Annotated in this window: 10 protein-coding genes; 6 read left to right on the top strand and 4 right to left on the bottom strand. The window is 65.4% G+C overall.

The genetic code is table 11. The annotated features are described in order from the left end of the window. Window positions 1-40 precede the first annotated feature (40 nt). The 3 genes from IEY49_RS17255 to IEY49_RS17265 form a co-directional block, all read right to left on the bottom strand. Window positions 41-1,681, bottom strand: a complete 1,641-nt coding sequence (locus tag IEY49_RS17255) for a GGDEF domain-containing protein (protein WP_189011018.1) — start codon at window positions 1,679-1,681, stop codon at window positions 41-43. A gap of 467 nt (window positions 1,682-2,148) precedes the next feature. Further along, window positions 2,149-3,969: a glutamine--fructose-6-phosphate transaminase (isomerizing) gene (gene glmS, locus IEY49_RS17260; protein ID WP_189011020.1), complete on the bottom strand. Its 1,821-nt coding sequence runs from the start codon at window positions 3,967-3,969 to the stop codon at window positions 2,149-2,151. A 370-nt stretch (window positions 3,970-4,339) separates the two neighbouring features. Continuing rightward, window positions 4,340-5,545 carry a trans-sulfuration enzyme family protein gene (locus IEY49_RS17265; protein WP_189011022.1) on the bottom strand — a complete coding sequence of 402 codons (1,206 nt, stop codon included), beginning with the start codon at window positions 5,543-5,545 and terminating at the stop codon, window positions 4,340-4,342. Between the two features lie 138 nt (window positions 5,546-5,683). Between IEY49_RS17265 and IEY49_RS17270 the strand changes: the two genes are divergently transcribed. The 5 genes from IEY49_RS17270 to IEY49_RS17290 all read left to right on the top strand — a co-directional run bounded on the left by IEY49_RS17270 (window position 5,684) and on the right by IEY49_RS17290 (window position 9,915). Beyond that, entirely contained in the window at window positions 5,684-5,890 is a 207-nt protein-coding gene (locus IEY49_RS17270) for an FmdB family zinc ribbon protein (RefSeq protein ID WP_189011024.1), read from the top strand. Next, complete coding sequence (locus IEY49_RS17275) at window positions 5,887-6,987, top strand: S1C family serine protease (RefSeq protein ID WP_189011025.1); 1,101 nt, start codon at window positions 5,887-5,889, stop codon at window positions 6,985-6,987. The genes IEY49_RS17270 and IEY49_RS17275 overlap by 4 nt, the downstream gene beginning before the upstream one ends. A 68-nt stretch (window positions 6,988-7,055) precedes the next feature. Then, window positions 7,056-7,667 (top strand): deoxynucleoside kinase, encoded by a 612-nt coding sequence (locus IEY49_RS17280; protein WP_189011027.1) that lies wholly within the window; start codon window positions 7,056-7,058, stop codon window positions 7,665-7,667. Window positions 7,668-7,753: 86 nt separating this feature from the next. Continuing rightward, window positions 7,754-8,377 carry a deoxynucleoside kinase gene (locus IEY49_RS17285; RefSeq protein ID WP_189011029.1) on the top strand — a complete coding sequence of 208 codons (624 nt, stop codon included), beginning with the start codon at window positions 7,754-7,756 and terminating at the stop codon, window positions 8,375-8,377. Between the two features lie 56 nt (window positions 8,378-8,433). Then, window positions 8,434-9,915 (top strand): UDP-N-acetylmuramoyl-L-alanyl-D-glutamate--2,6-diaminopimelate ligase, encoded by a 1,482-nt coding sequence (locus IEY49_RS17290; RefSeq protein ID WP_189011031.1) that lies wholly within the window; start codon window positions 8,434-8,436, stop codon window positions 9,913-9,915. Here IEY49_RS17290 and IEY49_RS17295 read toward each other — a convergent pair. Continuing rightward, entirely contained in the window at window positions 9,907-10,545 is a 639-nt protein-coding gene (locus IEY49_RS17295) for a hypothetical protein (protein ID WP_229780887.1), read from the bottom strand. The two genes, IEY49_RS17290 and IEY49_RS17295, sit on opposite strands and share 9 nt — an antisense overlap. Before the next feature lie 184 nt (window positions 10,546-10,729). Between IEY49_RS17295 and IEY49_RS17300 the strand changes: the two genes are divergently transcribed. After that, window positions 10,730-12,133, top strand: coding sequence for an RtcB family protein (locus IEY49_RS17300; protein WP_189011033.1), 1,404 nt, complete (start codon window positions 10,730-10,732; stop codon window positions 12,131-12,133). Window positions 12,134-12,308 lie beyond the last annotated feature (175 nt).

Consider the following 12,308-nt stretch of genomic DNA (forward strand, 5'->3'; position numbering starts at 1 on the left):
TAGAGGTGTTCCTGGCATGGGCACGGCCGCCTTCCCTGGACTACCGCAGGTCTGAAGAACCTTTGTCGGCCTTCTTGGCGTGTTTGTGCCGGTACATGCGCTGGTCGGCCTCCTCGAACACCTGACCGGCAGCGCGGTCGCCCCCGGCCTGCGCCACGCCCACACTGAGCCCCGAGGTCGGAAAGCCGCCCGAGCGCAACTCCTTTTCCGCCACACGCAGCCGGGAGACCAGAGCCGCTTCCTCTTCGGGTGGCGCGATCAGCGCAAACTCGTCACCGCCCAGCCGGTAGGCGGTGATGTGCTCGTTTTCCATGTCCCGCAGCAGCCGCGCAAAGGAGCGCAGCAGTTCGTCACCCTGGGCATGCCCCAGGCTGTCGTTGACGGTTTTCAGGCCGTCGAGGTCCATCAGCACCAGAAGAAATGGACGTTCATCCAGCGTACTCACTGCCTGCTCGAAGGCATGGCGGTTGTGCAGCCCGGTCAGCGTGTCGGTTCCGGCCAGATGCAGCGCACGCCGCAGCTGAACAATATGGGAGACGTTGTCTCTCACCAGCAGCCGGATCTGATCCGCCAGCGCAAAAGCGAGCAGGATGCCGTCCAGGGTACCCCCCAGCAGGGTCAGCAGTTCGGAGTTGCGCACCGGGTCAGGAATCAGACCAACGTTGGCCGGCAGGATCAGGGTGGCAGGAACCATCAGCGCCAGCAGCCCGAACACGAAAAAGCGGGCCGGGTAAAAGCCCTGGCGCCAGCTCGCCACCCCGCACACCAGGGCCAGCACCAGCCACAGCGAGATCACGCCGGTCGCCAGGATGTGGGCAAAGGGCAGCAGCAGAAAACAGGAAGGCAGCAGCGCCAGCGGCAGCCACAGGTTCACCCGGCTCAGGCGGCCCAGCAGGGGCAGCCGCTGGTCGAGCTTCAGGAAATGCAGGTAAAACAGGGTATTGAGCACCGGCAGCAGGAAGAAGCCCACGTAATGCCAGCGCAGATCGTAGAAACCAAACACGTCCGCCGGAACATGAAAGGTAAAGGCCCAGGCCACGCAGTAGGTCAGCGTATACGCCGCGTAGTAGAAAAAGCTGCGGTTGCGGGTGCCCGCAAAAATAAACAGGTTGTAGAAGGTCAGCGCCAGCAGCGCCCCGAAGGCACCCAGGGTCAGCAGGTTGTCCAGATTAACCTGCTGACGGTAACGGTCCTGGGGTACAAAGCTGAAATCCGGCTGAGAGGCAAAATAGGGGCTGCGGATCTGCGCAACCACCCAGGTCCGCTCACCCGGGCGCAGGGTCAGATCCACGCCGTAATGCAGCATATAGGGGTGCTCGGCGCGGTAGCCGGTCCGGAAGGTCTGCACCGCCTGCCCCGGGCGATAAACCCGCACATTCACCTGCTCGATCAGGCTGCCATGTGGGTTGAACACCCAGGCTGTGTCGGCACTCGGGTTGCGGACCTCGGCAACCAGCCAGTAGCGCCCTCCTGTAAACCGGACCTTCTGGACGGGTGTCTGGCGGTCCTGCCATGCCGGGATGTCGCGGACGGTGCGTGGAAACTGGCGGTCACGGGCCTCAAGGAGCTGAAATTGGGCCTCTAGGGCTGGAGGGCCGGACCCGGCACGCGGAAGTTGTGCCGAAGCCGGAGACCACAGCAGTCCGAAGACCAGAACAAAGACCGCCAGAGCCGCCAGCACGCGACCCACCCAGTCTGGGAAAGGGCACCCCGGTTTTCCCTGTTCATGCCTTTTCCACCCTGTCACCGGCTGCCCACGCTCCCCTCTGAAACCCAGCTTGAAAAAGTATGGGAAATGCACCGATACAAGAATCTGACTCATGGCTGACAGCACCCCATATTGAGGTGCCGGGGCCACCGGAAGGCAGCAGTTTTTCCTCCTGGCCATGGCCTGGCTGGATATCGTCCGGCCTTGGCGGTGACCAGGGCCGAAGTACCACAGCTTTGTAAGCATCCGGCAACAGGACAGGTTTCTCTGTTCGCCGGGCCTTTTCAAGAAAGCAGGTGAGCCCTGGAGGCAGGCCCAGAGATCAATAGGGCTGCCCTTCCTTATATGTCAGGAAGGGCAGCCGGGAAAAGACGGGACAGTGAGGTTTGCGGATCAGTCAGCACGCCGCCAGAACGACGGCCTGCCAGCTGGCGCAGTGCTTACTCGACGGTCACACTCTTGGCCAGGTTGCGCGGCTTGTCCACATCCTTACCGAGGGCCGAGGCGGTGAAGTAGGCCAGCAGCTGCATGGCAATGGCGTTCACCACGGGGCTGACCATCTCGTGGGCACGCGGCACGTAGATCACGTCGTCGGCGTGCTGGGCGTTCTCAGTGTCGCCGTCGCTGAGGATGGCAATAACCTTGCCAGCGCGGGCGCGCACCTCCTGCACGTTGCTGATGGTCTTTTCCAGCAGGCGGCTTTCGGTGGCCACCACCACGACCGGCAGGTTCGCATCGATCAGGGCGATGGGGCCGTGCTTCATCTCGCCGGCGGCGTAGGCCTCGGCGTGGATGTAGCTGATCTCCTTGAGCTTCAGGGCGCCCTCATAGGCGGTCGGCGAGTTCACCCCACGGCCCAGGAACAGGTAGTCGCGGGCCTGATGGTACTTCTCGGCCACCTGTCGGATCCGCTCGACGCGCTCGGGCTGCAGGGCTTCTTCCACCAAGCGGGGCAGCTCACGGGCCGCGTGCAGCAGCTCTGCACCTTCCTTTTCGCTCAGAGTGCCGCGGGCGCGGCCCAGCCACAGTGCCAGCATCAGGAAGGCGCTGACCATCGACGTGTAGGCCTTGGTGCTGGCCACGCCGATTTCCGGGCCGGCGTGGATGTACAGGGTGTCGTCCAGCTCGCGGGTCATGGAGCTGCCCTTGGCATTGATCACACCCAGCGTCCTGGCGCCGCCCTTCTTGGCTTCACGCAGGGCTTCGAGGGTATCAATCGTCTCACCGCTCTGGCTGACCACAATCGCCAGGGTGTTCTCGCTGACCAGGGGATCGCGGTAGCGGTACTCGCTGGCCACGTCCACCTCGACCGGAATGCGCGCCAGTTGTTCGATCAAGTACTCGCCGACCAACCCGGCGTAGTAGGCGGTGCCGCAGGCGATAATGGAAATCCGCTTGAAGCTGCCGGGGTCCAGGTTGATGTCGAGGTTCACCTCGCCGGTCTCGTCGTGCAGACGGCCGATCAGGGTGTTGGTCAGTGCCTGGGGCTGCTCGTAGATCTCCTTGAGCATGTAGGTGTCGTACCCGCCCTTCTCGGCGGCCTCGGCGTCCCATTCCACACGCTCGATCTCGCGGTTGAGCGCGTTGCCCTGCAGGTCGGTGACGCGGAAGCCGTCGTCATTCAGCACGACCATGTCGCCGTCGTGCAGGAAGACCATGTTGCGGGTGTAGGCCAGCAGGGCTGGCACGTCGCTGGCCAGGAACATCTCGCCCTCGCCCACGCCCATCACCAGTGGGCTGACCGTGCGGGCTGCGACAATCTCGCGGTGGTCCACATGCGTGACCACGATGCCGTAGGCTCCGCGCACCTGCGAGAGGGCCGTGCGCACCGCGCTTTCCAGGTCACCTTTGTAGGCTTCCTCGATCAGGTGGGCCAGCACCTCGCTGTCGGTCTCGCTTTTAAAGCCATGGCCGCGGGCGATCAGGCCTTCTTTGAGGCTCAGGTAGTTCTCGATGATGCCGTTGTGCACGATGACAATCCGGCCGTCCTCGGTGGCATGCGGGTGCGAATTGGTGTCATTTGGCAGGCCGTGGGTGGCCCAGCGGGTGTGACCGATGCCCAGCGTGCCGGCCAGCGGCGTGGCTTCCAGTTCGGTGCTGAGGTTGGCCAGTTTGCCGGCCTTCTTGCGCACCGTGATGCATGCGCCGTCGCCGATGGCCACACCCGCGCTGTCATAGCCGCGGTACTCCAGCTTGGAGAGACCCGAGATCAGCACGTCCTGCGCCTGCTTGGGACCGATGTATCCGACAATTCCGCACATAGTTGCTCCTGCGAGGCAGGGCTCACGGCCGGGCGCTCCAGCGCTCCATGACCGTATGCCACTGCTTCTGATCCCGACAACATAAGCCGTGGGGTCCGGTGTCTGATCTGATTTTCTTCACTGCCCGGCCTTATGTTTACGTTGCCGTAAGGGTTATCGCCGCGCTTCACTTACCGGGGTAAGTCGGGTAGGCCCGTGAGTCAGGGGCCTGGAGGCATCCGCAGAAAAATCGCTGACCTCCACCTCGTATCCTGTCTGTGCCAGCAAATGCAGCCGACAGGCCTTGCGCTGCCCTGTTTCGTGTGAACCCGACACCAAAGGTTCGCCGGGCAGCATAGCATCTGCCCGGGGCCTCAGGTGAGTATGTGCCTCAACGGGAGACGGGTGAGCGCTCCTGAGCAGCCTGCAAAGCCTGCATGACATCGTCGATCAGGTCCTGGGGGTCCTCGATGCCCACCGACAGCCGGACCAGTCCAGGCGTGACGCCCTGGCGGGCCAGCGTCTCCTCACCCAACAGCTGGTGGGTGGTGCTGGCCGGATGGCACGAGAGGCTTTCCACGTCACCCAGGCTGACGGCCTGGGTAAACAGTGTCAGGGCGTTCAGGAATCGGAAGGCGGCGTCCTGCGAACCCAGATCCAGGCTGACCAGCCCGCCGTAGGCCTTCATCTGCCGTCCGGCCAGCTCATGTCCAGGGTGCGTGGGCAGCCCCGGGTAGTGCACCGCCTGCACGCCGGGGTGCCCCAGCAGCGCGGTGGCCAGCGCCTGCGCTCCGGCACAGTGGGCCTCCATGCGCAGCGGCAGGGTTTTCAGGCCGCGCAGCAGCAGGTAGGCCTCGAAGGGCCCCAGCACCGAGCCCACGTGACGCAGGCCATGCAGACGCAGCTCGGCCACCAGTTCGCTGCTGGCAGCAATAACCCCGGCCACCACATCGCCGTGCCCGCTGATGTACTTCGTCGCCGAGTGCATCACCAGGTCCACGCCATGCTCCAGCGGCCGGGTCAGGTAGGGCGTGGAAAAAGTATTGTCCACGACCACCAGTGCTCCGGTGGCGTGGGCGATGTCGCAGGCGGCCCGCAGGTCTACCACGCGCAGGGTCGGGTTGGTGGGGGTTTCGAGCCACACCAGCCGGGTGCGCTCGTTCATGATGCTCCGCAACTCGTCCAGGTCACGCACGTCGTGTACCGTGACGTTAAAGCGGCCCAGGATGTCGCGCAGCAGGCCCTCGGTCCCGCCGTACAGCGGACCCATGAAGGCGACCTCATCCCCGGCTTTCAGGAAGGTCAGGGCAATGGCACTCGCCGCACCCATCCCACTTCCGAAGGCCACCGCGTCTCCGGCTTCTTCCAGGCTGGCGACCTTCTCCTCGAAGGCCCGCACGGTGGGGTTGCTCAGACGTGAGTAGAAGTATCCGCTTTCCTCGCCGGCAAACAGGCGGGCGCCACGCTCGGCACTCCCGTACCCGAAGGTAGAGGTGGCATAGATCGGCACAGCGTGCGCGCCGGTGACAGGGTCAAGGCCGTGACCAGCGTGAACGGCCCGGGTACGGAAACCGGACTCCTTGGAATGTTGAGCCATACCCTGACTGTACTGTCTAGACGAGTGCCCTGGCCAGCGAATCTGAACGCCCTGGCAAGACGGGTCGCATGCCTTTCCCATGGGGGCTGCGTTAGGATTGGCCCACTGCCCCTTTCGGGGGCTGCACGGAGACTGCACATGCCCACCTACCTGTATAAGAACATCGAAACCGGCGAGATTTACGAGCTGACCCAAAGTATGCGTGACGACCCCTTCACCCGCCATCCCGAGACCGACGTGGCCATCAAACGGATCCTTGCCCGCCCCGGTATTGCTTTCAAAGGCAGCGGTTTTTATGTCAACGACTCCCGCCCCAAGGACGAGGGCAGCAAAGGCGGCGAGTGAAAGCAGCACGCGCCCTGGGATTGGCGGCGCTCCTGACAGCAGCGGCCACGGGCGCGTATGTCACTGGCCGTGTCACGGCGCAGAAGGCCCTCGTCACCAACGACGAGATCAATACGGTCGAAGTTACCCAGAAGGCCCTGCAGGCAGTCGTACGTGTGGACGTGCGCCTGCGCAAGAACGCCCTGCAACCCGGAGACGACCCCAACGAGACCGGCAGCGGGTTTTTTTATAAGAAGGACCTGATCGTGACCAACTATCACGTCATTCAGTACCAGGAATCGATCAGCGTGGTGCTGTACAACGGTCGACGGGTCCCCGCGCGGATTGAGGGCGTGGACCGCGATATCGATATCGCGGTGCTGCGCGTCAACGGCGTCACCGCTCCCAAAACCCTGGCCTTTGGCCAGAGCGCCCGCCTGATCCCGGGCCAGAAGCTCATCACCATCGGCACCCCGCTGAAAATTCAGAACTTCGTGAGTACCGGCGTGTTCAGCGTGCTGGCCAGCGCGCGTGACGTGCCGCGCGGTGACAATCTGGCGCAGGAGGTCGGGCAGTACCTGATCACCACCGCCAGCATCCAGCAGGGCAACAGCGGCGGACCGATCCTGGACTCGCGCGGCGCGGTCGTGGGGGTAGCGGATGCGAACGCCGCGCCCAACGCCGTGGTGCCGGGCGTGATCGGCATCGCGCTGCCCGGCGATCTAGTCAAGCAGAGCCTGGACGACCTGGAGAAGATCGGGGTCCCGCAGCGTGGCACGCTGGGCGTCACCATGGTGGACCTCGACACCCTGGACCCGGCCCTGCGCAGCCTGGCCGGCCTGAGCAGCAGCGAAGGGGCCCTGGTGGACGAGGTTCCGGCCGGCACCGCGGGTGCGCGTGCGGGCCTGCGCGGCTCGCTGCGCAACAGTCGCGGGCAGCTGCTCTCGCCGCTGGGCGACATCATCGTGGCGGTCAACGGGCAGCGGGTGCAGAGTTCCTTCGACGTGGTGCGGCTGGTGGCTGCCCGGCGCCCAGGACAGACGGTCACCCTGCGGGTGTGGCGCAACAAGAAGGCCGTGGACGTGAAGGTCACGCTGCTCAAACGCACGCTGCAGTAACCGGCCTCCCCCCAAAGGGGCCCTTGATCAGGTCTTCATGTGCGGGCGGCGCTATGCTCTGAGCTGTCATGTACGTTGTGGTGGAAGGCCCAATCGGGGTAGGAAAAACAAGCCTGGCGGGGCGGCTCGCCGCGCGCTACGGTGCCGAACTCAACCTGGAGATCGTCGAGGAAAACCCCTTTCTAGCGCACTTCTATGAGCAGCCAGACGCCTACTCGTTCCAGGTGCAGGTCTTCTTCCTGCTCTCACGCTTCAAGCAGCTCTCGGCCCTCTCACAGCCGGGGCTGTTCAGCGGCAACGTGGTCAGCGACTACCTGTTCGACAAGGATTTCATCTTTGCGGCCATGAACCTCAAGGACGCCGAGTTCCATTTGTATGAGGATCTGTACGCACACCTCTCGCCGCGCCTGCCCACCCCGGATCTGGTGGTGTATCTGCGGGCCGACACCGACGAACTGCTGCGCCGCATCGCCCGGCGTGGGCGCCCGTTCGAGCGCGACATGCAGGCGGGCTACCTGGCCGAGTTGACCAGCCGCTACGACGATTACTTCCGCACCTACCGGCACCCGCTGCTGACCATTGAAGCTGGCGAGTACGACTTCGTGGGCCGCACCGAGGACGAGCAGGTCATTCTGGAGCGCATTCACGACGCCCTGCAGCCCAAAACGGCCGCCGACTGACCTGTCCGGCACTGTGCCGTCTGCTTCTCGGCTGTCTGCTTCTCGCGCCCGCCCGGGGCCTGCCGGCGCATCCATGGTGATCTGATATGTACCTCGCCATTTCCGGCAACATCGGCAGCGGTAAAAGCACCCTGACGCGCATGCTCAGCGAGCGCTACGGGCTGCGGCCGGTGTACGAGCCCTACGCGGACAATCCCTACCTGGAAGATTTCTACCGAGATATGCGGCGGTACTCGTTTCACTCGCAGGTGTACTTTCTGTCCCGGCGGCTCGAACAGCACCTGAACACGGTGACGGGCGCCCGTTACGTGATCCAGGACCGCACGGTGTTTGAAGACGCCAACATCTTTGCGCGCAACCTGTTCGAGTCCGGGCAGATGGAAGGACGCGACTGGGACACCTACCGCGGGCTGTACGAGGGCGTGCTGCCGGCCCTGCGGGTGCCCGACCTGCTGATCCACATCGATGCCACGCTGCCCACCCTGAAAAAACGCATCGCGCAGCGTGGACGCGCCTACGAACAGGACATTCCTGACGCCTATCTGGGCGGGCTGAACCGCCTGTACGACGCCTGGGTCAGCACCTTCGACGCCTGCCCGGTGGTGCGGGTCAACGGCGACGAGCTGGATTTCGTGGCGGACCCGGGTGCTTTTCAGTGGGTCTGCACCCGAATCCAGGCGCATGGTATCGGCCTGCCGCTGCTGCGCTGACCCGAATACTGTCCACTGTCGTAGTGACCGTTATAAGGGCTGGTACTCTGCCGGGCATGCGTCTGCACAATCTGGCCGCCGCTCTGAACGTTTCCACCACCAGGCTGCCGGACCTACCGGTCGGCGGCGTGACCCACAACGCGGCCTGGGTGCAGCCCGGCTTTGCCTTTGTGGCGATCCGTGGCGCGAAGTTCGACGGTCACAGCTTTCTGGGGCAGGTCAGGGAAGCGGGCGCCATCGCCGTGCTGGGCGAGGGCCTGCCTGATGGAATGGTCTCGCCGCTGCCCTACCTGCAGGTGCCCTCCGCCCGTGCTGCACTGGCCGACGCGGCAGCGGCGCTGGCCGGACACCCCAGCCGGGTGCTGAAGGTCATAGGCATCACCGGCACCGACGGCAAGACCACCACCAGCTGGCTGACCCGTCACCTGCTGCGCGAGGCCGGACTGAAGACAGGACTGCTGTCTACCGTGGGCTTTGAGCTGCCCGACGGCGAATTGAGGCACTTCCCGGCCCACTTCACCACGCCCGAGGCCCCGCAGGTGCAGCAGACGCTGCGGGACATGGTTGCCGCCGGCGCGGGCGCGGTGGTGCTGGAGGCCAGCAGCCATGCCCTGGCCCTGGACCGGGTGCGCGCGGTGGACTGGGACGTGGCGGTGTGGACGCACCTGACCAGCGAGCATCTGGACTTTCACGGCACGGTGGAAAACTACTTCGCCGACAAGCGCCGGCTGGTCGAGCGCGCGCCCTTCGCGGTCCTGAACGCCGACGACCCCTGGACCGCACAGCTGCGCGGCGTGGCGCCGGCCGAAACAACCTACAGCCTGGAGGGCGCCGGGGCCGACTGGCAGGCCACGGACATCCAGGAACGGCTGACCGGCCTGCATTTCCGGGTCACCTCGCCGCTGGGTGCTTTCGACGCCGCCCTGCCGATGATCGGGCGCTTCAACGTGGCCAACGCGCTGGCGGCCATGGCTGCCGCCGCCCATCTGGGGGTGGGCGCCGCGCAGCTGAGCGCAGGTCTGGCCAGCTTCCGGGGTGTGCCCGGACGCATGGAACTCGTGCCTGCCGAGGGACAGGAGGTGCGGGTCATCGTGGATTTTGCACACACGCCGCCCAGCCTGGAAAAAGCACTGAGCACCCTGAGGGCCACCACCACCGGGCAGCTGTGGGTGCTGATCGGCTCGGCCGGTGGTCCCCGCGACCCGGGCAAACGCGCGCCCCTCGGCGAGGTGGCTACGCGCCTGGCCGATCACGCGGTGTTTACCGAGGAAGATTGCCGTGACACGCCGCTGGCGGACATTCTGGGCGAGATGGAGCGTGGCGCCCGGGAGGCGGGCCGCACCAACTTCAGAAGCATCGGCGACCGGCGTGAGGCGATCCGGCATGTCATTCAGGCGGCGGGCAGCGGCGACACGGTGCTGCTGGCCGGCAAGGGACCCGAGGACACCCTGGAGCGCCTGACCGAGACCCTGCCCTGGAATGAGGTAGGGGAAGCGCGTGATGCCCTGACCCTGCGTGCAGCCAATTCCTCAGCGTGACAGGCTTTCCCGGCCAAACAGGCTGCCGTACACCGTACGCGCATTGGGCGTAAAGCTTCCCTGCACCCAGTAGGGCAGGCCCGGCGTGGCGTTGGTCACCCGGAAGGCGCCCGATTCGCTGGTCGTCATCACGGCGGTCCAGCCACGGCGCAGCTTGAGGTCGTAGTGCGAGTTCAGGCCGGTGCAGCGGCCCTTGATGGTCGCGGCGCGGTCGCTGTAGACCCACTGGGTACGCCGCGTCGGATCGGTGGGGTGGTCGGCCTGGATCAGCAGCGCGGCGCTGTTTTTCCCGGCCTGATAGACCAGCAGGCTCTCTGCAATGTAGGTGCGCGGCTCGGACGGGCGGGCCGTGACCCCGGGACACAGGTTCATGGGGGCCGTCGCGGGACGGAACGAGGTGGGAATATCGATGCTGAACAGCCCGCCGCGCAGCGTGCTGAGACCCACGATGCGGCCCTCGGTGAAATTGGCGAGCAGCACGCGCACGTCCTGCTCACCGAGCTGCTCTTTGACCTGGGTCACGTTGCGGATCTGGCCCTCGATGGCCACCGCCCCGGCGCTCCCGGCACCGAGCAGCGCCAGCAGCCCCAGAGTCCTGACCATTTTTAGTGTCTGCCACGACGTGTTCATACCCTGAAGCTAGGCGCTGGGCTTCAGGGGCCTGTCAGGCCAGCATGCCTGGGGTGCACCCGGCCACCTGGCGGATGCAGCTTCCAAGGCCAGGACACCAGACTCAGATCCGGGGCCGCCAAGCCTCAGGGCCCCTTCATTTGCCCTGAGCCGCAGGCCCACTCCACCCCAGCAGGATGAACCCATGAACGGCAAACACATTCAGAAGCTCGGCTTTGAGAAACGGGCGATCAAACTGGCGCTGGACGCCGCCAACCTCCGTGAGGACGCGGGTGCCGGGCGTAACGACATCCTCGAAGAGCTCCAGGCCGTGCAGAACAACCCCACCGGCTACCTCAGCGGCGGTGTCTACGCCGAGTTGGCGGCAGAGCTTCATGAACAGCAGCAGGCCACGGTGTCGCGCCAGAGTGCCGCGCTGCGCTCCATACCTCTGCCTTACCGCGTCTGGGGCCAGGACCTGATCGAGCCTTCTGCGCACGACCAGATGGACGTCGCCATGCGCCTGCCGGTCAGCCGCGCCGGCGCCCTGATGCCCGACGCCCACGTGGGCTACGGCCTGCCTATCGGCGGGGTGCTGGCCACTGAGAACGCGGTCATTCCCTACGGCGTAGGCGTGGACATCGGCTGCAGCATGATGCTGAGTGTGCTGCCCATCGCGCCCGGAGCCCTGAGCACCGACGAGGCGCGCAGCCTGCTGATGAAGCACACCCGCTTCGGTGCCGGCGTGGGGTTTGAGAAGCGCGACCGCCAGGACCACGAGGTGCTGCACGAGAGCACCTGGAAGGACCAGCCGCTGCTGCGCCACCTGTATCCCAAGGCCGCCGAACAGATCGGCACCTCGGGCAGTGGCAACCACTTCGTGGAGTTCGGCACCCTGAAACTGCGCGAGGCGGACCTGGACATGGAACCCGGCGAGTACCTGGCGGTGCTGTCCCACAGCGGCAGCCGTGGCTTTGGCGCCCAGGTGGCCGGGCACTTCACGGCGCTGGCCCAGAAACTGCACCCCAACCTTGACCGCGCCGCCCAGAAGCTGGCCTGGCTGCCCATGGACACGCATGAGGGCGAGGCGTACTGGCAGGCCATGAATTTGGCCGGACGCTACGCGCTGGCCAACCATGACCTGATTCACCGCCGGCTGGCCCACGCCCTGAACGTGCGTCCCACCGCGCAGGTCAGCAACAGCCACAACCTGGCCTGGAAGCAGATTCATAAGGGCCGCGAGTTGATCGTCCACCGCAAGGGGGCTACCCCCGCCGAGCGCGGCCGCCTGGGCCTGATTCCGGGCAGCATGGCTGACCCCGGCTTCGTGGTGCGCGGGCGCGGCGAGGAAGGCGCGCTAAACAGTGCCAGCCACGGCGCCGGCCGCCAGCTGGGCCGCAAGGCCGCCGCCAAAAGCCTGGCGAAAAAGGACGTGCAGGGCTACCTTCAGCAGCGCGGCATCACCCTGATCGGCGGCGGAATCGACGAGGCCCCTCAGGCGTACAAGCGCATCGAGGAGGTCATTGCCCGTCAGAGCGACCTGGTGGACATCGTGGCCGAGTTCCAGCCCCGGGTGGTCCGGATGGATACCGGGAGCGAGGATATTTGAGGGCCCGGAGGCGGTGCGCTGGCCCTGGCCCCACGACGCCATCTTGCGGGTGCTGGACAAATTGCACAGCTTATTGATCTCGGCATAAGTTTGAGTCCATCAAGTGCTGTGGAAGCTGGATGTATCGTACACGCTGCCAAGCGCTGATCAACCGGGCCTTGAGCTCCTCCACGTT

It is taken from the genome of Deinococcus malanensis, assembly GCF_014647655.1.
In the GTDB taxonomy this organism is placed as follows: Bacteria; Deinococcota; Deinococci; order Deinococcales; family Deinococcaceae; genus Deinococcus; species Deinococcus malanensis.